The following is a 23,231-nucleotide window of genomic DNA, read 5'->3' on the forward strand; positions in this document are numbered from 1 at the left end:
ACTGGTTAGCCTGGGCAGATGAGCGTGACCGACAAGCTGACTGCCCGCCTTCCCGTGCTCGGCGACCGGGGCGACCGCAAGGACGTGGTCGCCGTCGTGAAGCTGCACGGCGTGATCACGCCGACGCCGTCGCCGCTGGCTCGCGGCGCGATCAACCTCGGTGCCGTCGAATCCGCGCTCACCAGGGCGTTCGCGCACGACCGGCTCAAGGCCGTCGCGTTGCAGATCAACTCGCCCGGAGGTGCGCCGACGCAGTCCGGACTGGTCGCGGAGCGGATCCGGCAGCTGGCCGACGAGAAAGGCGTGCCGGTGCTGGCGTTCGCCGAGGACGTCGCCGCTTCCGGCGGGTACTGGCTGGCCTGCGCGGCCGACGAGATCTACGCGCACCGCACGTCCATGGTCGGCTCGATCGGCGTCATCAGCGGCGGGTTCGGGTTCACCGGGCTGCTCGAACGCTTCGGCATCGAGCGCAGGCTGCACACCGCGGGCGCGAACAAATCGCGGCTCGACCCGTTCAGCCCGGAGAAGCCCGAGGACGTCGAGTGGCTGAAAAACATGCACAGCCAGCTGCACGAACTGTTCGTCGAATGGGTCAAGGAACGGCGCGGCGACCGGCTGACCGATTCCACCGATCTGTTCACCGGAGACGTCTGGCTCGGGCACAAAGCGGTCGAACTCGGACTGATCGACGGGCTCGGTTCGCTGCGCGAGATCGTCAACAAGCGTTACCCCGGTGCCGAGATTTCCGTGGCGGAGCCGAAGAAACCGCTGCTCGCCCGGCTCGGGATCGGGGCGCCCGCGGCAGCGAGCGCGCTGCTGGACGCGGTGACCACGAAGGCGGCCTGGTCGCGCTTCGGGCTCTGAGGCACAGGTGAGTGGCGACTCCGGTACGCCACCCACAAGGTGCACTCTCCGATCGGGTCTGGACAATGCACCTCGCAATCGGCAGGATGCGTCTCACTGTGAGTGCTCACGACGACACCCGGAAACTCATCGTCCTTGCCGTGGACGACGAGCTGGCCGGGCTGGACGAACTCAGCCACGGACTCCAGAACAACCCGCACATCCACCGCGTTTTCCAGGCCTCGGACGCCTCCGACGCGCTGCGGCTGTTCTCGCACGACGACCCAGAACTGGCTGCCCGGCGGGCAAGCGGCCTGCCGACGGTCGACGCCGTGTTCGCCGACATCGACATGCCCGGCCTGTCCGGCATGGAGATGTCGCGCGTGATCGCGGCGATGAACCCGTCGCCGGTACTGGTGTTCGTCACCGGGCACGCCGAGGAAGCGGTGAACGCGTTCGACCTCGGCGCGGTCGACTACGTCCTGAAGCCGTTCCAGCAGGACCGGCTCGACCGGTCGGTCGCGCGCGTGCGCGAGAAGCTGGCCACGGTCGCGGGCCCGCCCGCGGGCCAGGGCGGCGCCGAGCCGGTGAAGAACGACGACGAGGTCATCCCGGTCGAACTGGCGGGAACGACGAAGCTGATCCCGCGCTCGTCGGTGCGCTGGGTGGAAGCGCAGGGCGACTACGCGCGGCTGTTCACCACCGAGGGCAGCCACCTCGTCCGGATCCCGCTCGCCCAGCTGGAAGAACGCTGGGAGAAGGCCGGATTCGTGCGGATCCACCGATCGTTCCTGGTCGCGCTGCCGCTGATCACCGAAATGCGGATGGGGCAGGGCGGCTACCAGGTCGTGATCGGCAACGAGGAGAAAGTGCTGCCGGTCAGCCGCAGGCACACCCGGGCGCTGAAGGACCGCATCGTCGGCTCCGGCCGGGGCGGCTAGCCGTCGATGTCCTCGCCCGAAGACCCTTACCACCGGCTCGAGAACGGAGTCCGCAAACCGGACCCGACGCTGGGCGTGCGGCCGGAGGACCGCGCGGTGGTCGAACCGGTGCCGCCCGCTCCCGAACCGGCTCCGCGCTCCAGCGAACCCGCGCATGTGCGGCCGAAACGGGAGCGCGTGGTGCTCGCCGATTCGCGGCAGTCCTCGGCGCGGATGCGCGGGCGGGTCGAGCTGGAAGAACAGACCAGCTGGGGAAAACTGCTGGTCCGCGACCTGGTGAAGGTGCAGCTGCGCACGTCGGTGTGGCTGGCGGTGCTCGTGCTGGTCGTGCTCGGGACGCTGCCCGCGCTGTTCTATTTCCTCCCGGCGGTCGCGCGGTTCACCGTGATCGGCATCCCGATCCCGTGGCTCGTGCTCGGCCTGCTTCCGTTCCCGTTCCTCTTCGCCGTCGGCCTCTGGTACAACCGGCTCGCCGAGCGGCACGAACGCGACTTCGTCGACATGATCGAGAACTGACCCGCGCGGGGGATGCGTTCGCTGGTGGCGGCGCGTCCCGGAAGTGCGTGGTCGTGCGAGGATTCACGCCGTGCAGCTGACCCCGTGGACGTTGACCGGCCTCGTGCTGGTCGCCTTCGCGACCTACTACCTTGGCTTCCGTTCGTCGCGCGGGGCCACCAGCACGCACGACTTCCTCGTGGCCCGCCGAACCGTGCGCTCCAGCCGCAACGCCGCGGCGATCTCCGGCGAATACCTGTCTGCGGCGTCGTTCCTCGGTGTCGCGGGCATGGTGCTCAAGCAGGGTGCCGACGCGACCTGGTACCCGATCGGCTTCACCGCCGGATATCTCGCGCTGATGCTGTTCGTCGCCGCGCCGCTGCGCCGATCCGGTGCGTACACGCTGCCGGACTTCGTGGAAGCCCGGCTCGGCTCGCGAGGCCTGCGCCGGTTCGCCACGGCGGGCGCGGTATTCATCGGGATCCTTTACATGGTCCCGCAGTTGCAGGCCGCCGGTTTGACGCTCGCGCAGATCGTTCCGGTGCCGGCGTGGGCGGGCGCGCTCCTCGTCATCGTCTTGGTCGCGGTCAACGTGATCTCCGGCGGGATGCGCGCGATCACCGTGGTCCAGGCGTTCCAGTACTGGCTGAAGCTGTTCGCGATCGCCGTGCCGACTTTCGTGCTGTGCATGGTTTTCTTCGCCGGCGGCGGCCCAGGCGGCGTGCGTGCGCTAGGTGCGCCCGCGCCGCCGGTGTTCCCGTCGGACACCAAGGTGACGGTGCAAACCGACGTGACCGTGAAGGTCACCACCGAGACGTTCTTCTACGCACACGGCCACATCGACAACGGTCCCGCGGGCGGCATGGCGCGCTGGTCGCCGCTCGTGCCGCACAAGGTGTCCTCGGGGACGACGCTGGAATTCGCCGCGGGCACGCCGGTGCCGATCGTGAGCGACGCGCCGACGACGAACGACGCCTGGCTGCATCCGGCGTCGAGCGGCATCACCGATCTGCTGCAGACGTACTCGCTGATTTTCGCGCTGTTCCTCGGCACCATGGGCCTGCCGCATGTGCTGGTCCGCTTCTACACCAACCCCGACGGCAAGGCCGCGCGCCGCACCACCGTGCACGTGCTGTTGCTGCTCGGGCTGTTCTACCTGTTCCCGACGATGCTGGGCGCGCTCTCGCGGATGTACGTGCCGCAACTGCTGCTCACCGGCAACACCGACGCGGCCGTGCTGCTGTTGCCGACCGCGGTGTTGCCCGGCTGGCCAGGTCAGATCCTCGCCGCGGTGACGGCGGCGGGCGCGTTCGCGGCGTTCCTGTCGAGTTGCTCGGGGCTGCTGGTGAGCGTGGCCGGCGTGGTGTCGACGGACCTGCTGCCGGGCCGGGTCAAGGACTTCCGGGTCGCGACGCTGCTGGTCGCGATCTGCCCGATGGCGCTCACGCTGATCTTCCGCACCGAGGACATCTCGCTGTCCATCGGGATGACCTTCGCGCTCGCCGCGTCCACGTTCAGCCCGCTGCTGCTGCTCGGCATCTGGTGGCGCAAGCTCAGCTGGCCAGGCGCGCTGGCCGGGATGGTCGTCGGCGGCGGGATGGTGCTCGGCGCACTGGCGTACAACATCGTGTGCGAGTACACCGGAGACAAGATGCCGTGGTTCACCGTGCAGCCCGCGCTGATCTCGGTGCCCTCGGCGTTCCTGGCGACCTATGCGGTGAGCCGGCTGACCAGGTCCGGCCGCCCGGAACTGGTGAACGACATCATGCTGCGCCTGCACGCTCCCGACCCGCTCGGCCTGATGCGCGACCGCGCGGTCGCCCGGTTCGGCCAGGCCGACGAGAAGCTGCGGGCCGGCCGGGGACGCCACCGCAAGGCTTAGCGGTTAGCGTTCCTCACACGCGTACAACGTCATGACATGGGAGCATGGAACCTGTGGTGAGCCCTGCTGAAATTCCGACCGCTGAAGTCCGCGACCTTCCCGCGGACGTCGCACTGCTCGACGTCCGCGAGGACGACGAGTGGGACGCCGGGCACGCCCCCGCCGCGGTGCACATCCCGCTCGGCGAACTGCCCGCGCGCGTCGGCGAACTCGCCGAATTCCCCGAGGACAACCCGGTCTACGTCATCTGCCGCTCCGGCGGCCGCTCGGCGCGCGCCGCGGCCTGGCTGAACGCGAGCGGCTGGGACGCGGTCAACGTCGCGGGCGGAATGGGCGCCTGGGCGCGCGAAGGCCGCCGCATGGTGAGCGAAAACCCCGACGCTGAACCCGAGGTTCTCTGACGGATGCCTGCCCAGTCTGTTCCCGAGCCGCCGGAATCCTCGGATCCGGCGTCGTTCGTTCCTGGCTTCGGCCGGGACGAGGGGGAGACTGGGGACGCTTCCCGGCCTGGTGACGCTGGTCGAGGCGGGGCTGCGGACGGTGTTGGCGGAGCCGCTTCTGGCCAAGGGCCGGGCCAGGCCGGACCTGCTTCAGGCTGGGCTGACTCCGCTCCGCAGCCCGGCGCGCCGCCGCATCCTGGTCAGCCCGGTGCCGAGCACCGAGGCGCGCAGCCGTATCCCGCGCAGTCTGGCGGCGTGAATGCCGGGCCGACGGGCTTCGGCCAGCCGGGCCTGGTGCCGCAATCGGGTGCGCAGCCGTATCCCGGCCAGCACTCGCCGCACCCTGGGCACTGGGCACCGCAGCAGGCCGGGCCGGTGCATCCTGGCCAGCAGTTCGCCCATCCGTACCAGCAGTACCCGGCGCAGGCCTACCCGCCGCACGCCGCGTACGCGCGTCCGTTCACCGCCGCTCCGCAAGGCGCGGTCCATCGACCCGCTCCGCAGCAACCGCAGCCGAGTCCGCCGAAGCGAGCGGCCAAGCTGCGCTGGGTCGCGTCCCCGCCGCCGAGCGCCGTTCGCCGTCGCCGTGCCGTGCCCGCGACGCCCTACTCCGGCCCGCCGTCCTATCCGGTGCCGCCGCGCTGGGGCTTCCCGAATCTGACCTGGCGCCGTCCGACGAACGTGCCCGGCACCGCGTCCGGCGAAATCCGGCCGATCGACCGGATCCCGGTGCTCGCGCGGAGCCTCACCACGATCCTCTGGACGTTCGCCGTCCTCGCCGTGATCGCGGCGGGGGCGGAGATCTGGCGGTACGCGCTCCTCGTGGAAAGCCGCGATTCCGCGCTGAACACCGGTGTCGTCGGATTCTCCGACGCGTTCGTCATGCTCGCTGGCCTGCTCACCACGATCTTTTCGCTGCTTCCCGCCGGACTCTCGGTCTGGTGGCTGCTGGTCGCCCGGCAAGCGGCCGCCGACGAGGCCGACGAAGCGCCGCCGCGGCCGGTCTGGCAGGTGCTCGTGGGCGTGCTGGTGCCGATCGTGAACCTGCCGCTCGCGTTGTCCGTGGTCAGCGAGCTGGAACACGCTGTGCTCCGCCGGCCCCGGGACAAGCGGCCGAAGCCGTCGCGGCTCGTGCTCGGCTGGTGGGGCGTGTGGGTGGCGAACTGGGTCCTGCTGATCGTCACTATCATCTGGCGGATCCGGCCGGGTGTGCAGGCGATGGCGGACAGCGTCCTGCTGGTCGCGCTCACCGATCTCGCCGCGGCCGCGCTCGCGGTCGTCACCGCGCTGGTGATCCGGCGGTTCTCGCATCTGCTGATGCCGATCGCCCCGGAACGCCTGCGCGACTTCCGCGTGCTCAAGATCGAGGGCGCGCCGGAGCCGGAGCTGCGGACCGCGCGTCCGGTCGGCGCCGCGCGCTAAAGGTCGCCGAGCGCCGGTTCCAGCTGGCCGAACGCGACCGCCGCGGAATCCCGGATCTGCTCCACGAGGTCGTCCAGCTTGACGTCCTGCCAGGTCAGCTTCCAGACGTCGTCGAGAAGAAGCCGCAGCACCGACGTGAGGTGCGCCCCGGCCGTCCGCGACAGCATTTCCCGATCCGGATGCCGGTCGAGCAGCGCGGCGACGAGCTCGAATTCCCGGTCGACGTGCATGTCCCGGAGCGCTGAGGTGAGGCGTTCGCTCTGCCGCACCATCCGCACGAAGGACACGTCCGCGAACCCGAGCATCGGGCTCGCCTTGTCCAGCTCCGCGAAGCAGCCGTCCCGCACGGCGATCAGCGCCGGCGTCTCCGGGTTGGCCCGGACCAGGTTCGCCGGCCAGTCCACGAAGTCATTCCGGATGTCGAAGACGAGGTCTTCCTTTCGGCTGAAGTGATTCGTCACGGTCATTTTGGCGACCCGCGCCGCCTCCGCGACCTCGGCGATCGTGACCTGGTCGAACCCGCGCTGGATGAACAGCCGCGTCGCCACCGCCGAGATCGTCTGCCGCGTCTCCAGCTTCTTCTGCTCCCTGAGGCTCACCCGGCCAGTGTACTAGGTCCGACCTAAATTTGTGCTTGACCCATTAACTAGGTTCAACCTAATCTCAGGTCCGACCTAATGAAGGAGGTGATGCGATGACCACGCGGCTTCCGGAGGCTCCGGTCTCCGATTCCGGGCTTCGCCGGCTCGGCGGGGTGCTCATCCTGGGCGCGGTGCTGTCGATCCTCGACGCGACGATCGTGTCGGTCGGAATCGGCGTAATGGCGCGTGACCTGGACAGTTCGCTGCCGATCGTGCAGTGGGTGGCCAGCGCGTACCTGCTGGCCGCCTCGCTCACGATCCCGCTGTCCGGTTGGCTCGCCGACCGGTTCGGCGGCCGTCAGGTGTGGATCGCCGCGGTCGGGCTGTTCACGCTGGGGACGGTGCTGTGCGGGTTCGCCTGGTCGGCTCCGGCGCTGATCGCGTTCCGTGTGCTGCACGGCCTCGGCGGCGGTCTCATGCAACCGGTCGGCCAGGCGATTTTCGCGCAGGCGGCCGGTCCGCGGCTGGGCCGGATGATCGGCGTCGTCACGCTGCCCGCGACCGTCGCGCCGGTGCTCGGCCCGATGCTCGGCGGCGCGCTCGTCCAGGACCTCGGCTGGCGCTGGCTGTTCTTCGGGATCGTGCCGTTCGGCGTCGCCACTTTGCTGCTCGCCGTCCGAGTGTTGCCGCGCGAGGAACCCGCTGGTACGCGCGATCCGCTCGACGTCCGCGGCCTCCTGCTGCTCCCGCCGGGGCTCGGCGCGCTCGGCTACGGCCTAGGCGAAGGTTCCTATGCGTTCGCCATCGTCGGTGCCGTGCTGCTGATCGCCTACGCCTGGCACGCCCGTCGTGCACAAGCGCCGCTGCTTGATCTGAAGTTGTTCGCGCACAGGGCTTTCACCGTCGCGAGCGCGAGTACTTTCTTATTGGGCGCATCCCTGTACAGCTCGATGTTGCTGCTTCCGCTTTACTACCAACAAATCCAGCACACATCCGCGCTCGCCGCCGGACTCCTGCTCGCACCACAGGCGCTGGGATCAGCCGTCGTCCTCATCGCAGGCGGAAAACTGCTGGAACGCTTCGGCTCACGAACAGTCATGCTCGCCGGCATCGCGCTGTCGCTCGTAGGCACGATCGCCTTCACTCAGCTCGGCGATTCCCCCAGCCCGACCCTGTTGACAATTTCGCTGCTGATCCGTGGGTTCGGCCTAGGCGCGACGGCCACGCCCGGCATGACGATGCTCTACACCTCGCTGGAACGCAGTCAAATCCCGCGTGCGGCGAGCGCGATCAACGTCGTCAACCGCATTGGCGGCTCGCTGGGCACGGCGATTCTGGTGGCTGTTCTGCACGCGCAACCTCCTGGCGCCGCCGCGTTCGGCACTACGTTCACGTGGGCACTCGGCCTTTCCCTGTTGAGCTTTATCCCCGCTCTCTTCTTCCCGAAAGGAAGCCGCGCATGACGCTCCGCCTCTTGGCCGTGCACGCCCATCCCGATGACGAATCGAGCAAGGGCGCCGCGACCCTGGCCCGCTACGCGGCCGAGGGCGTCGACGTCCTAGTTGCCACCTGCACCGGCGGCGAACGCGGCGATGTGCTCAACCCAACCTTGGACCGAGAGGACGTCCGGCGGGATCTGCCTGCCATCCGTCGCCGGGAAATGGCTGATGCGGCAAGGATTCTCGGCGTCCGGCAGACGTTCCTCGGCCACGTCGACTCGGGTTTGGCCACGCCTTCGCCGGCTGGCGGCTTCGCGGAGATTCCGTTGGTTGAAGCGACAAAACCGTTGCTGGAGCTGATGCGGGAATTTCGTCCACAGGTGGTGGTCACCTATGACGAGACGGGAGGTTATCCACACCCCGACCACATCCGCGCGCATGAGGTCACGACCGCGGCGTTCGACGAATCCGACGACGGCAGCCCGCGCAAGCTCTACTATCTGGCCACTCTCAGCCGATCCTGGTTCGCGGCCATGCACGAGGCGACGCTCGCCGCTGGTGAAGAGTCGTTGATGGGGCCGGTTTTGGAGGAACTGCCGCCGATCGACGTGCTCACCGTGACCGCACGCATCCGCTGCGAGGAACACTTCGCGACTCGGGACGCGGCGTTGCGCGCGCATGCCACGCAGATGGATCCGGGACATCCGTTTTTCGCCCACTCACGCGAGATCGAACGAGAGGTCTGGCCCTGGGAGGATTACCACCTTGCTCGCACGAACGGTCCCGTCGCGCCAAGCGCCGGAGTGGAGGACGACTTGTTCGAGGGCTTGCGGTGGTTGTCGTGAGTGGCGTTGCCGGTTAGAACCGGCAACGCCACTCACGAGCCCTTGCGTCAGGCAGTCACCGGCAAAGTCCGCAACCCCCTGATCACGAACTCCGGCCTCCGCTCCGGCTCCGCGGCCAGTCGCAGGTCCGGGAGTCGCTTCGTCAACGCCGTAAGCGCGGCCGCGATCTCCACCCTCGCCAGCGGCGCCCCGACGCAGTAATGGATCCCCATCCCGAACCCGAGGTGTGCGTTCGGCGACCGGCCCACGTCGAGGGTGTCCGGGGCGTCGAACACCTTCGGGTCACGCGCCGCCGCACCCAGCAGCGCGCCGATCTTCGAGCCCTTCGCCACCCGGTGACCAGCGATTTCCACGTCCTCAGTCGCCGTGCGCTCGAACAACTGCAACGGGGAGTCGAAGCGGATCAGTTCTTCCACAGCCGAATCCAGCAACGTTGGGTCGGACCTAAGCCGCTCCCATTCCGCGCGGTGGGTCAACAACGCGGTCACTCCGTTGCCGATCACGTTCACCGTCGCCTCGTGGCCGGCCATCAGCAGCAGCACCGCGGTGGCGACGACCTCGTCGGGCGTCAGTTCGCTCGCGGTCAGGTCCCGGACGATCCCGCGCGGCGAGCCGGCGACGACCTCGCGCAGGTACGCCACGAAATCGGCCGCAGCCTGTTCGGCGGCGTCGCGGCCGTCCTCGGACAGACCGTATTCGTACATCTTCACGATGGCGTTGCTCCACGTCACCAGCTTCCCGCCATCCGACGCCGGGACGCCGAGCAGTTCGGCGATGACCGCGACCGGCAGTGGTTGCGCGAGGTGTTCGAGCAGGTCCGCGCTGCCGTCGGCGGCGATTTTCGCGGCCAGGGTGTCCACCATGGACTCCGCGAGTTCCGCGACCATCGGGCGCAGCCGCTGCACATGACCCCGGCCGAATTCGCCCGCGATGACACGGCGAAGGCGGGTGTGCGCGGGCGGTTCGTTCTCCAGCAACGAGTTGCGGTGCAGCAGGTTGAACGACGCGAACCGTTCGAGCGGTCGCGCGTCGGTCCAGATGCGGCCGAGCCCGCGGTGCCGGAGCACGGCAGCGGACGCGGCGTGCGAAACCGTGATCGCGATGCCTAGGCCGTCGTGCTGATGCACCTCGCCTTCGGCGCGCAGCGCGGCGAACGCGGGATACGGGTCGGCGAGGAAGGCGGGATCACGAGGGTCGAACACGAGCTGACTCTAACCCGCGGGCCCGGACGGCCGGTCCCTTCGATAGCGTCTGACATCGAGTTCCGAGGAGGCTGAAATGGGTAAGGGCGCGCGTAAGAAGGGTCCCAAGCCGGACCGCAAGCCGAAGGTGCGCGACGTCTTCGTCGGCCAGCCGTTCGAGGGTCTGGCGGCGGAGCCGGAGCTGATCGCGCTGCGCGAGTTCGTCCCGTCCGCCACGGCGAAGCTGACGCTCGCCGACGGCGGCGACGTCACGCTCGGCACGGTGCTGCCCATGGCCGCCGCGGCGTTCGTCCGCTCGGACGGCGAGCGCTTCCTCGGTCTTCAGGTGCAGACGCGGTCTTCCGACATCAGCCGCGACCTCGGCCGCGCGCTGCGCTGGCTGCTCGACGCCGAACCGGGCGACGTGCTGTCGGTGCCGGACACGACGTCGCCCACCGACCCGGACGAGCACAACCGGCTCCAGGACCTCCTCGTGTCGAGCGCGGAGCTGGAGGTCGCCCTCCACACCGACTTCGCGTGGTGGTTGCCCGAGGACGCGGACGCGACCGGCGACGTCGCGGTCTCCCTCGAGCGCGCGAACGCCGCGATCATGCCCACCGACCGGCTCGGCTCCGGCGCGTACTGGGTGCTCGCCGGCGAGAAGGCGCACCTGCGCTGGGTCCGCCCGGAACCGGAGAACCTGCTGCTGCAAGCGCTTGCGCGGCTGTCCGCGGCCGGCACGCTCGGGCTCGGCGAGGGCACCCGATATGCCGGGTCGTTCCGTGCGCACGGCCTGCTCGTCCCGGTGTGGGACCTCGACCCCGAGGCGCACGCCAGGGAATGGGCCGAGCCCAAGGACCAGCTCGGGGCCCGGCTGGACGAGGCGCTCAAGTCGCTCGACTCCGAGCCGCTCAACGCCGCCGAGCGGCGGGCCCGCGACGGGCTGATCGGCCGCCAGCTCACCATCCGCTGAGTTGTCCACCTGTGGACAACTCGACCTGAGTTGTCCACAGGTGGATGATCACCGCGTGATCCTCCACATCTGCACCCGTGCCGAGTGGGCCGAGGTGCCCGCCGGCGGCGAATATCGCGCGTCCTCGCTCGACGACGCCGAATTCATCCACTGCTCGGACCCGGGCACCGTCGCCCTGCCCGCCAACGCGGTCTTCCGCGGCCAATCCGGCCTTGTCCTGCTGGAAATCGACCCCGAGCTGGTCGACGCGCCCGTTCGCTGGGAGGACGGCGACCCGCCGGACCCGCGCGGAATCCAGTTCCCGCACATCTACGGCCCGATCCCGCGAAACGCTGTGGTCGCGGTACACGATTTCCCCCCTGACACGGACGGCGCCTTCAAGCTGCCCGAGTCGCTTTCCGTGCGCTGACCTCAGTTGTCCACAGCTACGGAAAGTAGCGACGGATACGGGACAACCCTCGGGGGCGCTCATGCGTGGTGGGGATGACGAGACACCGTCGCTCGACGCGGTCATCCGGGGAAGGGGCGATACGGTGACGGCAGCCGCATTGCCCCTCGCGAGCGGAGATCCGCCCTGGGCAGGCCCGTCGGCGGAAGCGGTCAACGCCATCGCGGACTTCGGCGACTTCGTGCGCGAAGCCCTGCCGGGGCTGCTCCGCTACGGACACGTGCTCACCGGAAACCCGCACGACGCCGCGGACCTCGTGCAGACCGTGCTCGAGAAGATCGGCGCGCGCTGGTCGTACGTGCAGCAGAAGACCGGCGACCCGCTGGCGTACGTGCGGCGTTCGATGGCGAACGCGCACGTCAGCCGCTGGCGCCGGACGCGGCGGGAGAACCTCGTCGCGGATCTGCCGGACACCAGCCCGTGCGCGCCGAAGGATCCGTTCGAGCACGAGCCGCTGTGGCAGGCGCTGCGCGACCTCCCGCCGCGGCAGCGCACGGTGATGGTGCTGCGGTACTACGAGGGACTGTCCGAAGCGGAGATCGCCAAGGCGCTGGACATCAGCCAGGGGACGGTGAAAAGCCAAGCGAGCAAGGCGATCGCGTCCTTGCGGGCGAAACTGAGGAACCAGGAAGGAGGCGACGCCGGGTGAGTCAGCCCGACGATCTGGAACAGCGGCTCCGCGCCCTCCTCGCCGACGACCGGCTAGCCGTCGAACCAGCCGAGAACGCCGCGTCGGCCATCGTGGCCGGTGCGCGCAGGCGGCGGCGCAGGCAGCGGATCCTGACGTCCGCGGCCGGGGCGGCGTGCGTCCTCGCGGTGGCCTCAGCCGGGCTGGTGGTGCTCCAGTTGCGCACCCAGCCCGCCACGACCGGCGTCGCCGCCCAGCAGGTCGCTTCGGCCGAGCCCACGCTGCCTTCTTCGGTACCGGAGCCTCCTTCGAGCGCCGAATCGACGCAGGTGCAAGCGCCGTCCGTGCCGATGGAGACCAGCGTGGCCGACCCGCCGGTCCCGCCCGCGCATCCGCACCACACGAAGCCGGCACCGCCGAAGACGACGCCGACGAAAGCCGCGTCCGGAGCGCTGGTGACCGCCGACGGCCTTGGCGCGGTGAAGCTCGGCATGACGGAGCAGCAGCTCGCGGACCAGGGTATGAAGCTCACGACGGTGAAGGAGTCGGCGGGCTGCACTTACTACGACGTCAGCGGTGCCGGAGTGCCCGCCGCGACGGCCGTCGTGTCGGCGGAGAAAGGCGTGGTCGCGGTGAAGCCCGACGGTGCTGCGCACACCCCGGAAGGCGTCGGCGACGGGTCGCCGAAGGACCAGGTCACCGCGACCTATCCGGGCACGTCGGAGTCGGGGAGTGCGCTCGTGTCGCCGACCGGTGACCAGGGCGCGTATCACTTCACGCTGAACTCGGAAGGCGCGGTCCAGGCCATCGAGGTACGGGCGAAGACGCAGGACTGCGCCGGCTGAAAAATTTCGCGAGCCGATGTCGATCTGGCTCCGCGCCGCTCGTGTAGCGGGTGACGGGCCGGTCGGCGGCCCGCGGAAGCGGAAGGACATCCGATGCGTTCGATCAGCGTCATCCTGAGCACCACCCTTGATGGCGTCGTGCAAGCTCCCGGTCGCGGCGACGAGGACACCCAGAATGGGTTCGACCTCGGCGGTTGGGGCAACGGATACGGCGACGACGTCATGGCGCGCGAGATGGGGAAAGGCATGGACCGGCCTGGGGACATGCTGTTCGGCCGGCGCACCTGGGAGGATTTCGCCGCTGTCTGGGGGCCGCAGACGGACGGGAATCCGTACACCGAGCACATGAACGCGGCCACGAAATACGTCGTCTCCACCACCCTGGACAACGCGGACGCCTGGCCGAACTCGGTGCTGCTGCGCGGCTCCGCGGTGGAGACCGTGGCTGAGCTGAAAGCCTTGCCGGGCAAGGATCTCGCGATCATCGGCAGCGTTTCGCTCGTGCGCGCGCTGCACGCCGCCGGACTGGTCGACAGCTACACTTTCCTGATCCACCCGCTGACGCTCGGCCGCGGCGCGCGGCTCTTCGAAGGACCAGCGCCGCTGACCGAGTTTTCGCTCGTCAGCAGCGTCGCGACCACCACCGGCGTGCTTATCGCGCAGTACGAGCGGCGCTGAAGTTATCCACATGGGGAAGCCCGGTTGTCCACACTGGGGACAACCGGGCTTCCGGCAAGCGTCGAGCGCTTACAGCGCGCCACCCGCGACCGGGGGCATCCCGGAGTCCGCGCCGGCGTCGCCGACGGCCTCGCGGTGCAGGAACTTCTCGATCTCGTAGACGTTGTCACCCGCGCGGCGCGCGACCGTGACCAGCGTCGACATCTGGGAGATCTCCTCGACCTGCTCCTTGAGGAACCACTGGGTGAACTGCTCGCTGATGTAGTCCTCCTCGGCCCGCGCGGCCTTCGCGAGCGCGGAGATGTCGGCAGCGACCTCCTTCTCCTGCTCCAGCGCGAGTTCGAGCAGTTCGAGCGGGGCGGAGAAGTCGTTGCGGACTTCGCCGGTGCCGGGGACCTCGACGTGGTGGTCGCGGTCGAGCATGTACTGGACGAGCGCCATCGCGTGATTGCGCTCCTCGACGGACTGCTTGTAGAAGTGCTTCGCGAGCTGCGGAAGGTCCTCGTTGTCGAACCAGACCGCGAGCGCGATGTACTGCTGGGAGGCGTTGAACTCGTTGTGAATCTGCGCCTGCAGCAGTTCGTAGAACTTAGAGCGCGGTTCTTTCTTCGTAGCGGCCATGTTCATCACGGTACGTCAATGTCCGATTGTTTTCCACTTTTGGCTGGTGATCTCCACCCTATTAGGGTTACCATTCCTCAAGAAGGAAACACTTATTTTGGTTAGCCTTCCCTTAATGCGTTTGCCCTTATTAAGGAAAGGCTAACTTTCCTTTGGCGGGGGATCGCGGCGCACCGGACACGACATGCAGCGCGGGCCGCCTCGGCCGGACCCCAGTTCGGACCCGGTGATCGGCAGCACCTCGATGCCCGCCGCGGCGAGCCGTTCGTTGGTCTCCGCGTTCCGTTCGTAGCCCACGACCACGCCGGGGGCCAGTGCCAGCGTGTTGTTGCCGTCGTCCCACTGCTCGCGCTCCGCGGTGACCGGGTCGAGGCCGGTGTCGATCACCCGCAGCCGGTCGATCTCCATCGCTTCCGCGGCGGCTTCGAGGAAAGGCGTCGGGCCCGCCACTTTCACGCCGCCGTCGCCGGTCGGTTTGATGGTGAACGCGGTCAGCGAATCGCGCGCGAGCGGATACATCACGACGGCGTCGACATCGACCATCGTGCATACCGTGTCGAGATGCATCGTCGCGCGCGATTGTTCGATCGGGACCGCGACGACGGTATGCGCGAGTCCGTCGGCGAATACGGAACGCGCGAGCGATTCGGCTCCGGCCGGAGTCGTCCGTTCGCCGACGCCGATCGCGACGACACCGGGAGCCAGCAGCATCACGTCGCCGCCTTCGATCGGCGCGGAATGCGCGCCGTAAGCGCGGGCGGCGTGGCGGAATCGCGGATGGTAGGCGTAAACGAGGTCGAGCAGCGCCGTTTCCCGCCGCCGCGCGGGCATGGTCAGCGACGAGATCGCGACACGGTCGCCGATCCACGCGGACGAATCGCGGGTGAAGAGCAGATTGGGCAGCGGATCGACGGCGAAGTCGCGCGGATGGTGCATCATCCGCACCAGCGACGCGCCCTCGGCGGACGGCAGCTCCTCGAACGTCATGCCCGCCATCAGGACTTCGGCGAGCGTGTGCGCGTCGACGCTCGTCAGGTGCGACCTGAGCGAATCCGCGAGATCGCTGCCGAGCCGCCGGTCGTCCACCGCGGCGTGGACCCCGGCTGCGTGCGCGCGCTGATCTTCCAGCGCGGTGCGGAGAACGTCGGCCAGCAGCAGCACTTCGACGCCGCGGCCGCGCAGGACGTCGGCGAACGCGTCGTGTTCCTGCTGCGCCCGGCTCACCCACGGGATGGAGTCGAAAAGCAGCTTGTCGTTGTTGCGGGGAGTGAGCCGTTTCAGCTCGTTTCCCGGCCGGTGCAGCAGCACTGCCCGAAGCGGCCCGACTTCGCTGTCCACCCTGGGAGGTGCGGTCATCTCGCTCGTCTCGCTCACGAAGTGCGAGCCTAATGAGCAGGCATCACGGGAGCCAGGAAAGACGGCCTTTCAGCAACGAATAGCCGACGAAGGACACCACATCGAACAAAGTATGCGCGGCGATGAGCGGCCACAGCCGGTTGGTCCGCTGCCACACGCGGCCGAACACCAGTCCCATCACGAGGTTGCCGACGAACCCGCCGAACCCTTGGTACAGGTGGTAGGAACCGCGAAGTACCGCGGTGCCGAACAGCGACGCGTTCTCGCGCACGCCGAGTTGCCGCAGCCGCGTGAGCAGATAGCCGATCACGAGCACTTCCTCGGCGAAAGCGTTGCCGAAGGCGGAAAGCGTCAGCGCGATCGGCCGCCACCAGGTATCGCCCAAAGTGGACGGTTGCACCGCGAGGCTGAACCCGAGGTGATACGAGAGGAAATACAGCGCGAGCCCGGGAATGCCGATCAGCGCGGCGATTCCGACGGTGATGAGCGCGTCGGAACGGATGCGCCGGCTCAGGCCGATTTCGCGCAGTTTCATCCCGGCCCGCCACAGCAGGTACAGCCCGAGCCCGCCCCAGCCGATCAGCTGCGCGGCGCTCAGCAGCTGCTGGAGCAGGTCCAGCAGGCTCGCCGCCGCGCGCGGGACGTTGAGCTGCACTTGCTGCTGAGCCAACGGGGTCGGCCGGAGCAGAGAGTCCACAAGGGACAGCAGGCTGCGCGCACCGGACAGTCCGAGGGTGATGCCGAAAACGAGGACCAGCTCGATCTTGACCGCCCGCCGCTCGCGGGCGTCGGTGATCGGAGCCGGGAACGCCGGAAGTGCCGGATTGAGCCAGGAACGCAGGCCCGATGGCCTTCCGGAACGCTCTGTGGTGCGCATGAACGCACGCTACCGTCGGGGTATGCCGAGGACTATCGCCACCAACACGAAGGTCGAGCGCGCCGAGCTGGTCGCGTTCCTCAAGCAGCGGCACCACGCGATCCTGGTGACCACTCGCGCCGACGGACGGCCGCAGCTGTCCCCGAACACGTGCGGCGTCGACGACGAGGGCCGGATCGTCATCGCGACGTATCCCAAGCGCGCGAAGGCGGTGAACCTCCGGCGCAACTCCCAGGTGTCGGTGTGCGTGCTGTCGGACGAGTGGAACGGCCCGTGGGTGCAGGTCGACGGGACCGCGGAGGTGATCGACCTGCCGGATTCGGTCGAGCCGCTGGTCGACTACTTCCGCAGCATCTCCGGCGAGCACCCCGACTGGGACGAGTACCGCGAGGCGATGCGCAAACAGGGCAAGAGCCTGATCCGGATCACGATCGACCGCTGGGGGCCGATCGCGACCGGCGGCTTCCCTCCGGAGCTAGCGGACGACTGAGGTCCTTCACGGCCAGTCAGGCCTCGCCGTGCTGGTGGCGCAGGAACGGGCAGCCGAGCAATCGCCGCAGTTCCGCGGCCAGCTGCGGCGGGCTGTCGACCGTGCGGGAGAACGCGAGGCGGACGTCGTGGTCGCCTGCTGTCGATTCCACGCGCAGGCGCAGGCCGTACCGGTCGAGGCCGAGCGGGCGGATCCGGCCGCCGCGCAGGTCCGCGGGCAGGTGCCGGGCCAGCTGTTCCACCACGTCCGGATGGTCGCTTTCCAGGTGCCGCAGCCATTCGGCCTCGTAGTCGTGGAACGGGTCCGGCGGGGCCGCGCTGAACATGTGCGGCCGCAGCGAATGCGTGCCCTCCGCGTCGGCCAGCACCAGCGACGCCGGGGTCAGCCGGAGCAGCGTGAGGCCGTGGCCGACGTCGAGGAGCCGGTGGTCCGGCCGCTGTTCGGCGATCGACACCGCACGCGCGCGAGCCGACACCGCCGTCAGCGGCCGGAGCCATCCGGTGATCCACAGCAGGCCGCGGACCGGTTCCCGCAGCGCCACCGGGGCGTGGTCGGCGAGCTCGACCATGACGGCGAGCTCGCCGCGTTGAGCCTGCCGGGACGCGCACACCATCGGGTGCTCGTCCGGCAGAAGAATGCTGACGCTTCCGCTGTGGTGCACGTGATGCAGGACGGGCTCGACACGTTCGGCTTCGCAGCCGGCGCTTTCGACGGTCGGCATGATCGTCGCCGGGCCGCCGCGGGTCGCGATCGTCTTGGCGCGTTCGGCGGGGTTCGGCGCGGGCGGGCGGCGCACGGATACGGGTGCCTCGGTCACGGCTCACCTCCTACTTAGGTGAGCCTAACCTGAATTGCCGGGCGAAGGGAAGAGTGCGCGGGAAGATCACCCACGGATCGGGAAAGCGCTGGTCAACGGATCGGCCGAAGGGTGAGACCGGGCGGATTCGGCTTGCGGGACCAGTTGATCCCCTTCGGAGAGGGTGTCCGCAGAGCGAACGATTTTGTCCTCTTGCCGTACGCTACTAGCGTGTCAGTCGTGTCAAGCGCTGTGGAACTCACGCCCCCCGGCCCCCGTGGAATTCCTCCCCTGTTCGCGCGGCTCGTCGACGACTCGGCGCTCTTCCCGCCCGCGGACGTCGCGATGCCGGAGGCGCTGCGCGCGCACTTCGAATCGCGCGGCGGGGAACACGCCGGGGTGCTCGGGGTTTTCCTGTGCCAGGCCTCGCGGCTGCCGGAGCTGATCACCGAGCTGATCAAGATCAAGCCCAAGGAGCCGCTGCCGCTGTCGCTGATCATCGACACCGGGCTCGGCGGCGTTCCGAAGGCGATCTCGATCGTCGAATCGCGCAGCGAACTGCTGTCGCTGCGGATGGTGGAGATGCCCGCCCCGTCCGACGTCGACGAGGTGTGGCTCGAACGCGTCTCGGAGTTCGTTCCCGAGGACGTCATCCGGGTGGTCGAACCGCGCCGCGGCGTCGGCTGGCTGGACGGCGTCCGCAACGTGATCGAGCACGGCAGCTGGCCGAAGATCCGCTGCGGCGGCAAGGCAGGGGAAAACTTCCCCAGCGTGGACGAGGTCGCCGACTTCCTGTCCGTGGTCAGCGGCTCGCCGGGAGCCTCGTTCAAGGCGACGAACAGCCTGCACCGCGCGGTGCGGCACGTCGACCCGGAAACCGGCTTCACGCATCACGGCTTCCTGAACCTGCTCGTCGCGTCGGCGCGCTGCCTCTCCGGCGGCGACGTCCGCGCGGCGCTGGAATCGACCGACGGCAAGGCGCTCGCGGACGAAGCACGCGCGCTGCCGGAGCCTGCCGCGAAGGCGGTCCGGGAGCTGTTCGGGTCGTACGCGGCGGCATCGTTCGCCGAGCCGGTGGCCGACCTGGGTGAACTCGAGCTGCTGTGAGCACGGAGGGGTCGCTGACCCTCGACCGCGGTCTCGCGCTGCTGCAGGCGGTGGCCGATTCGGGCGAGCAGGCGGCGACCATCTCCGAACTCGCGGTGACCATCGGCGCCAGCCGCGCGGCGGTGTACCGGCTGCTGGTGCCGCTGGCCGAACGCGGCCTGATCTGGCGGGACGGCACGAAGGTGCGGCTCGGCGTCGGAGTGCTGCGGCTGGCCGGTCAGGTGCTGCCACAGCTGCGCGAGGCCGCGCGGCCGGTGTTGCGCGAGCTGGCGGAGAAGGTCGGCGCAACGGCGCATCTGACGGTGGCGCAGGGCGATCACGCGCAGGCAGTCGCGGTGGTGGAGCCGTCGTGGACGAGCTACCACGTGGCGTACCGGGTCGGCAGCAGGCACGCGCTCGCCGCGGGTGCCGCGGGGCGGGCGATGGCGTTGCGACCCGGCGGCACTGACAAGTGGGCCGTTTCGACAGGCGAGATCGAGGCTGGTGCTTCGGGCGTCGCCGCGCCGGTGCGCGGGGTTCCCGGGCTGCGGGCGAGCGTCGGGGTGATCTCGTTGGAGCCGTTGGCTTCCGACGAGGTCGGGCCCCTGGCGGTAGCGGCGGCTTTCAAGCTGGCCGAGGTGCTGCGGACCTAGCGGCGGGACGCGGCGACCAGCGGGCGGACCATGGTCAGCAGCAGCGCCAGGTCCACGGTGAACAGCAGCCGCTCGAACAGCCCGAGCGTCACTTCCTGCTGCGCGGGCCCGGTGATCAGGGCGAACACGAAGCCGCCCAGCACCACCGCCACGCTGGCGAAACTCGCGATGGCCAGCCCACGGATCGTCGTGCGGCGCGGTTCCCACGGGCACGATCGGCCGCCGCGGCGGGTCAGCAGCCAGGCGGCCGTGGGGAGTGCGAGGAAAGCGGTGAGGGCGGCGGCGTTGTGCAGCTGGCCGTCGAAGGAACGGGCTTCGCCGTTGGGGTCGACCGGGACCGTCGCGCAGATCGTGAGACCGGCGCACCACACACCGAGCAGGAGGACGACCGCCGGCGAGCGGCGGGCTTTGACGAGTCCGGCCAGCAACGCCAGCGAGCCCAGCGCGAGCGCGAGGCACATGACGGTGAACAGCCGCGCGGCCGAATGGTCGCCGAGCCTGCCGTAGACGTACTCCGACAGCGTCTGCCAGATCGGGCTGATTTGCGCGGAAAGCCGCAGGTGCAGGTCCGTGGCGATGAGCACGGCCGCGCCGATGCCGACCAGCGCGAGCCTGCCGTGCACCGGCGACACCGGAGACACGGCGGCACGGGAGGTGGTCGGCACGGGTGCTCCTCGGCGGTCATGGCGGAGGCCATGGCGTCACCGGCGGTTCACCTGGTCCTCGTTCGGGGGTTCCGAAGAGGTTACCCGGCGTTCCTGTGAAACGGCCGTTACCAGAGCAGCTGGGCCAGCGCGAACGCGGCGAACCCGGCGAACACGAACCCGGCGGTCCGCTGGATCAGCTTCGGCCGGATCCGGTCGCGGATCTTCGCCCCGATGAACACCGCCAGTCCGGCGACCGACACCAGCGCGACGAACGCGCCGACCCCGACCGCGAACGGGTTGCCGAGCCGGGCGACGAGACCCGCGGTCGCCAGCTGCGAGGCGTCGCCCCACTCCGCGGCGAAGAGCACGCCGAACGACGTCAGTGCGGAACGCAGGAACGACACCGGACCCGGCCCGGACCGCGACGCGTCCTCGCCCGCTTCGCTGCCTTCGCTGAAGCCCTCGCGCAGCAGCAGGAACGCGCCGACTCCGAACATCGCGGCGACCAGCACCGAAACAAGGGTTTCCGGCAAGAGCGTGAGCAGGCTTCCGAAAGCGACCGCGATCACGCATTGCACGGCGAACGCCACGCATACTCCGGCGAATACCGGCCAGGCGCGGAAACGAGTGGTGAGCACGAGCGTCGCGACGAGCGTCTTGTCCGGCAGCTCGACGGCCAGGACCAGGCCGAACGCGCTGAACAGAGCGATCAATGCGGGAGACATGGGTTCGTGCTCACCCCTTTCACTGCAACGATAAAGGGGAGGTTCAGAAAACCGCAAGCTGATGGGTTTCGCGAATTGCCTGATAAGGTCGGCAGAATGCTCGCCGGTGGTTAGCCGGATAATTTTTTTCGGTGCGCCGAATTCTGTTTTCCGGCTGCGGTACGGTGCGGGTCATGTCTGCTGACCACGTCGTCGTCACCACCACCGTCGACTCCGAGGCCGCCGCGCGCACCATCGCCGCGAGCGCCATCGAGGCCCGGCTCGCCGCGTGCGCCCAGATCGTGGGGCCGATCACCAGCGTTTTCCGGTGGGAGGACGAGGTGCAGACGGCGGCCGAATGGCGGGTCGAGTGCAAGACGGCCGCGGACCGGTCCGGCGCGCTGGAGGAGTTCCTGAACGTGCGGCATCCGTACGACCTGCCCGAGGTCATCGTCACGCCGATCGTCGGCGGCAGCCCGCGGTACCTGTCGTGGCTCGTGGAGGAGACCCGCTGAGCACCACCTGATCGGGGGTAGCTCGGACTGGGTCGGGCACCGGATTTCAGCAGGTCGGCGGGACGTTGGTCCTGGCTAGTTCAGGACGTGTTGAACTGGCTGGCGCGGGGACGCGCGCGGAGGATCGAACCCGTGGATGTCCTTGAGCTCGCGCGGTGGCAGTTCGGCATCACCACCGTCTACCACTTCCTGATGGTCCCGCTGACCATCGGACTTTCGGTGCTGGTCGCGGCCATGCAGACGGCATGGGTGCGCACCGGCAAGCCGCGGCACCTCAAGATGACGAAGTTCTGGGGCAAGCTGCTGCTCGTCAACTTCGCCATGGGCGTGGTGACCGGGATCGTGCAGGAGTTCCAGTTCGGGATGAGCTGGAGCGCCTACTCCCGGTTCGTCGGCGACGTGTTCGGTGCGCCGCTCGCGATGGAAGGCCTCCTCGCGTTCTTCGTCGAGTCGGTCTTCCTCGGCCTGTGGATCTTCGGCTGGGACCGGCTGCCCAAGAAGATCCACCTGGCCTGCGCCTGGGCGTTCTCGCTGGCCACGATGGCTTCGGCGTACTTCATCCTCGCCGCGAACTCGTGGATGCAGCATCCGGTGGGCGTCGAATTCGTGAACGGCAAGCCGACGATGAACTCGATCGGCGCGGTGCTCACGAACAACACGGCGCTCGCCGCGATCCCGCACACGCTCGCCGGCGCGTTCTCGGTGGCGGCGGCCTTCCTGGTCGGCGTGGCCGGATGGCACCTGTGGCGGAAGCGCGCTGCGGATTCGGACGAACACCGCGATGTCTGGCGCTCGTCGCTGCGCCTCGGCGGCTGGGTCGGCGTCGTCGCGTTCGCGGTCCTGGCGATCACCGGCGACATGCAGGGCAAGCTGATGTTCGAGCAGCAGCCGATGAAGATGGCGTCGGCCGAGGCGTTGTGCCACACGGAAAAGCCGGCGAGCTTCTCGATCATCGCGATCGGCGACGTGGCAGGAGCGAACTGCGAGGACGTCAAGACGTTCAACGTGCCCGCGCTGCTGTCCTTCTTGGCGCACAACGACTTCTCCACCGAGGTCAAGGGCGTGGAGAACCTGGTTTCGGAATACCAGGCGAAATACGGCACGAACTACCCCGACGACCCGGCGCTCGGTTCGCTCGCGGGCAAGCCGATCGACTACGTGCCCAGCCTGCCGGTGACGTACTGGGGCTTCCGCATCATGATCGGCTTCGGCGCGATCTCCGCGGGCATCGGCCTGCTGGCCTTGTGGCTCACCCGCCGAGGCCGAATCCCCGGCGGACGCTGGTTCCCGCTGCTGGTGCTCGGCGGCATCGCGACGCCGTTCATCGGCAACAGCGCGGGCTGGATCTTCACCGAGATGGGTCGGCAGCCGTTCGTGGTCGCGCCCAATCCGACCGGCGTCGAGGGCATGTGGATGTTCACGGCGCAGGCGGTGTCGAAGCTGACGGTCGGCGAGATCCTGACCTCGCTGATCTCGCTGACGGTGCTCTACGCGGTGCTGGGCGTGGTGGAGCTGTACCTGATGCGCAAGTACATCCGGGGCGGGGTGGACGCGGTGATGCCCGCTGCCGCTTCTTCCGACGATTCTGATGAGTCCGAGGATTCCGATGACCAGGCGCTTTCGTTCGCCTACTGACCCGGTGGAGCGGGCCGGGGTGCCGCCAGAGGACCCGGAGGGCCGGGTCTGGGCGCGGCCCGCTCCACTGGCCTGGACGAGCTGCCGGCGCAAGCCACCCGCCGCGTACGCAGCCCCCACCCTCACCGGGGGGACGCCCCGTACCCAGCGTAGTCGCGTGGTGGCTCTCGCGGGTTACCCACAGCAAATCTGTGGACAACTCGGCGGGTT

Annotated in this window: 27 protein-coding genes; 19 read left to right on the forward strand and 8 right to left on the reverse strand. The window is 69.0% G+C overall.

The features are described from left to right. Positions 1–18 precede the first annotated feature (18 nt). From L3Q65_RS36725 to L3Q65_RS36755, 7 genes are all read left to right on the forward strand, one after another. Entirely contained in the window at positions 19–864 is an 846-nt protein-coding gene (locus L3Q65_RS36725; RefSeq protein ID WP_237597728.1) for a S49 family peptidase, read from the forward strand. Positions 865–950: 86 nt separating this feature from the next. Next, positions 951–1,784: a LytTR family DNA-binding domain-containing protein gene (locus tag L3Q65_RS36730; RefSeq protein ID WP_182893611.1), complete on the forward strand. Its 834-nt coding sequence runs from the start codon at positions 951–953 to the stop codon at positions 1,782–1,784. Positions 1,785–1,790: 6 nt separating this feature from the next. Then, complete coding sequence (locus L3Q65_RS36735; protein ID WP_182893612.1) at positions 1,791–2,300, forward strand: hypothetical protein; 510 nt, start codon at positions 1,791–1,793, stop codon at positions 2,298–2,300. 70 nt (positions 2,301–2,370) lie between these two features. Beyond that, on the forward strand, positions 2,371–4,161 hold the full coding sequence (locus L3Q65_RS36740; RefSeq protein WP_182893613.1) for a cation acetate symporter: 1,791 nt from the start codon (positions 2,371–2,373) through the stop codon (positions 4,159–4,161). 44 nt (positions 4,162–4,205) lie between these two features. Further along, positions 4,206–4,562 carry a rhodanese-like domain-containing protein gene (locus tag L3Q65_RS36745; protein ID WP_182893614.1) on the forward strand — a complete coding sequence of 119 codons (357 nt, stop codon included), beginning with the start codon at positions 4,206–4,208 and terminating at the stop codon, positions 4,560–4,562. A 109-nt stretch (positions 4,563–4,671) separates the two neighbouring features. Next, entirely contained in the window at positions 4,672–4,860 is a 189-nt protein-coding gene (locus tag L3Q65_RS36750; protein ID WP_237597729.1) for a hypothetical protein, read from the forward strand. A 116-nt stretch (positions 4,861–4,976) separates the two neighbouring features. Continuing rightward, positions 4,977–6,023, forward strand: a complete 1,047-nt coding sequence (locus tag L3Q65_RS36755; protein WP_370648234.1) for a DUF4328 domain-containing protein — start codon at positions 4,977–4,979, stop codon at positions 6,021–6,023. Here the strand turns inward: L3Q65_RS36755 and L3Q65_RS36760 are convergent. Next, positions 6,020–6,622, reverse strand: coding sequence for a TetR/AcrR family transcriptional regulator (locus L3Q65_RS36760; protein WP_182893616.1), 603 nt, complete (start codon positions 6,620–6,622; stop codon positions 6,020–6,022). The two genes, L3Q65_RS36755 and L3Q65_RS36760, sit on opposite strands and share 4 nt — an antisense overlap. Before the next feature lie 95 nt (positions 6,623–6,717). Between L3Q65_RS36760 and L3Q65_RS36765 the strand changes: the two genes are divergently transcribed. Then, entirely contained in the window at positions 6,718–8,067 is a 1,350-nt protein-coding gene (locus L3Q65_RS36765; RefSeq protein ID WP_237597730.1) for a DHA2 family efflux MFS transporter permease subunit, read from the forward strand. After that, positions 8,064–8,888 carry a mycothiol conjugate amidase Mca gene (mca, locus tag L3Q65_RS36770; protein ID WP_182893618.1) on the forward strand — a complete coding sequence of 275 codons (825 nt, stop codon included), beginning with the start codon at positions 8,064–8,066 and terminating at the stop codon, positions 8,886–8,888. The genes L3Q65_RS36765 and mca overlap by 4 nt, the downstream gene beginning before the upstream one ends. 47 nt (positions 8,889–8,935) lie before the next feature. On the opposite strand, the gene L3Q65_RS36775 is transcribed toward mca, so the two are convergent. Continuing rightward, positions 8,936–10,090: a cytochrome P450 gene (locus L3Q65_RS36775; RefSeq protein ID WP_237597731.1), complete on the reverse strand. Its 1,155-nt coding sequence runs from the start codon at positions 10,088–10,090 to the stop codon at positions 8,936–8,938. A gap of 76 nt (positions 10,091–10,166) precedes the next feature. On the opposite strand from L3Q65_RS36775, the gene L3Q65_RS36780 reads away from it, so the two are divergent. The 5 genes from L3Q65_RS36780 to L3Q65_RS36800 all read left to right on the forward strand — a co-directional run bounded on the left by L3Q65_RS36780 (position 10,167) and on the right by L3Q65_RS36800 (position 13,641). Beyond that, the gene (locus L3Q65_RS36780; protein WP_237597732.1) at positions 10,167–11,042 is read left to right on the forward strand and encodes a DUF5926 family protein; all 876 of its coding nucleotides are present in this window, start codon (positions 10,167–10,169) and stop codon (positions 11,040–11,042) included. 55 nt (positions 11,043–11,097) lie between these two features. Beyond that, the gene (locus L3Q65_RS36785; RefSeq protein ID WP_182893620.1) at positions 11,098–11,451 is read left to right on the forward strand and encodes a DUF952 domain-containing protein; all 354 of its coding nucleotides are present in this window, start codon (positions 11,098–11,100) and stop codon (positions 11,449–11,451) included. Positions 11,452–11,575: 124 nt separating this feature from the next. Further along, positions 11,576–12,139 carry a SigE family RNA polymerase sigma factor gene (locus tag L3Q65_RS36790; RefSeq protein WP_237597733.1) on the forward strand — a complete coding sequence of 188 codons (564 nt, stop codon included), beginning with the start codon at positions 11,576–11,578 and terminating at the stop codon, positions 12,137–12,139. After that, positions 12,136–12,963 carry a hypothetical protein gene (locus L3Q65_RS36795; RefSeq protein WP_237597734.1) on the forward strand — a complete coding sequence of 276 codons (828 nt, stop codon included), beginning with the start codon at positions 12,136–12,138 and terminating at the stop codon, positions 12,961–12,963. Before L3Q65_RS36790 ends, L3Q65_RS36795 begins: the two co-directional genes overlap by 4 nt. 93 nt (positions 12,964–13,056) lie before the next feature. Next, complete coding sequence (locus L3Q65_RS36800; protein ID WP_182893622.1) at positions 13,057–13,641, forward strand: dihydrofolate reductase family protein; 585 nt, start codon at positions 13,057–13,059, stop codon at positions 13,639–13,641. A 69-nt stretch (positions 13,642–13,710) separates the two neighbouring features. Here L3Q65_RS36800 and L3Q65_RS36805 read toward each other — a convergent pair whose 3' ends face one another. The 3 genes from L3Q65_RS36805 to L3Q65_RS36815 all read right to left on the reverse strand — a co-directional run bounded on the left by L3Q65_RS36805 (position 13,711) and on the right by L3Q65_RS36815 (position 16,495). Next, complete coding sequence (locus tag L3Q65_RS36805; protein WP_182893623.1) at positions 13,711–14,262, reverse strand: ferritin; 552 nt, start codon at positions 14,260–14,262, stop codon at positions 13,711–13,713. Positions 14,263–14,403: 141 nt separating this feature from the next. After that, on the reverse strand, positions 14,404–15,600 hold the full coding sequence (locus L3Q65_RS36810; protein WP_182893929.1) for an arginine deiminase: 1,197 nt from the start codon (positions 15,598–15,600) through the stop codon (positions 14,404–14,406). Positions 15,601–15,661: 61 nt separating this feature from the next. Continuing rightward, a complete protein-coding gene (locus L3Q65_RS36815) occupies positions 15,662–16,495 on the reverse strand; it encodes a CPBP family intramembrane glutamic endopeptidase (protein WP_237597735.1) in 834 nt (277 codons plus the stop codon). 22 nt (positions 16,496–16,517) lie between these two features. Between L3Q65_RS36815 and L3Q65_RS36820 the strand changes: the two genes are divergently transcribed. After that, positions 16,518–16,985 carry a PPOX class F420-dependent oxidoreductase gene (locus L3Q65_RS36820; protein WP_237597736.1) on the forward strand — a complete coding sequence of 156 codons (468 nt, stop codon included), beginning with the start codon at positions 16,518–16,520 and terminating at the stop codon, positions 16,983–16,985. A 16-nt stretch (positions 16,986–17,001) separates the two neighbouring features. Here the strand turns inward: L3Q65_RS36820 and L3Q65_RS36825 are convergent, their stop codons facing one another. After that, positions 17,002–17,802 (reverse strand): DUF2470 domain-containing protein, encoded by an 801-nt coding sequence (locus tag L3Q65_RS36825; RefSeq protein WP_182893626.1) that lies wholly within the window; start codon positions 17,800–17,802, stop codon positions 17,002–17,004. Between the two features lie 231 nt (positions 17,803–18,033). Here L3Q65_RS36825 and L3Q65_RS36830 point away from each other — a divergent pair, with 231 nt between their 5' ends. Together L3Q65_RS36830 and L3Q65_RS36835 are read left to right on the forward strand one after the other, a co-directional pair. After that, positions 18,034–18,888 (forward strand): hypothetical protein, encoded by an 855-nt coding sequence (locus tag L3Q65_RS36830; RefSeq protein WP_280142717.1) that lies wholly within the window; start codon positions 18,034–18,036, stop codon positions 18,886–18,888. Next, on the forward strand, positions 18,885–19,520 hold the full coding sequence (locus L3Q65_RS36835; protein ID WP_182893627.1) for an IclR family transcriptional regulator: 636 nt from the start codon (positions 18,885–18,887) through the stop codon (positions 19,518–19,520). Before L3Q65_RS36830 ends, L3Q65_RS36835 begins: the two co-directional genes overlap by 4 nt. Here the strand turns inward: L3Q65_RS36835 and L3Q65_RS36840 are convergent. After that, a complete protein-coding gene (locus tag L3Q65_RS36840) occupies positions 19,517–20,185 on the reverse strand; it encodes a DUF998 domain-containing protein (protein WP_182893628.1) in 669 nt (222 codons plus the stop codon). The two genes, L3Q65_RS36835 and L3Q65_RS36840, sit on opposite strands and share 4 nt — an antisense overlap. Positions 20,186–20,292: 107 nt before the next feature. After that, positions 20,293–20,892 (reverse strand): TMEM165/GDT1 family protein, encoded by a 600-nt coding sequence (locus L3Q65_RS36845; protein ID WP_182893629.1) that lies wholly within the window; start codon positions 20,890–20,892, stop codon positions 20,293–20,295. A gap of 173 nt (positions 20,893–21,065) precedes the next feature. Here L3Q65_RS36845 and cutA point away from each other — a divergent pair, with 173 nt between their 5' ends. Next, positions 21,066–21,386, forward strand: a complete 321-nt coding sequence (gene cutA, locus L3Q65_RS36850; RefSeq protein WP_037718964.1) for a divalent-cation tolerance protein CutA — start codon at positions 21,066–21,068, stop codon at positions 21,384–21,386. Between the two features lie 132 nt (positions 21,387–21,518). Next, positions 21,519–23,021 carry a cytochrome ubiquinol oxidase subunit I gene (locus L3Q65_RS36855; protein ID WP_237597737.1) on the forward strand — a complete coding sequence of 501 codons (1,503 nt, stop codon included), beginning with the start codon at positions 21,519–21,521 and terminating at the stop codon, positions 23,019–23,021. Positions 23,022–23,231 lie beyond the last annotated feature (210 nt).

It is taken from the genome of Amycolatopsis sp. FU40, from assembly GCF_021903635.1.
GTDB lineage: Bacteria > Actinomycetota > Actinomycetes > Mycobacteriales > Pseudonocardiaceae > Amycolatopsis > Amycolatopsis dendrobii.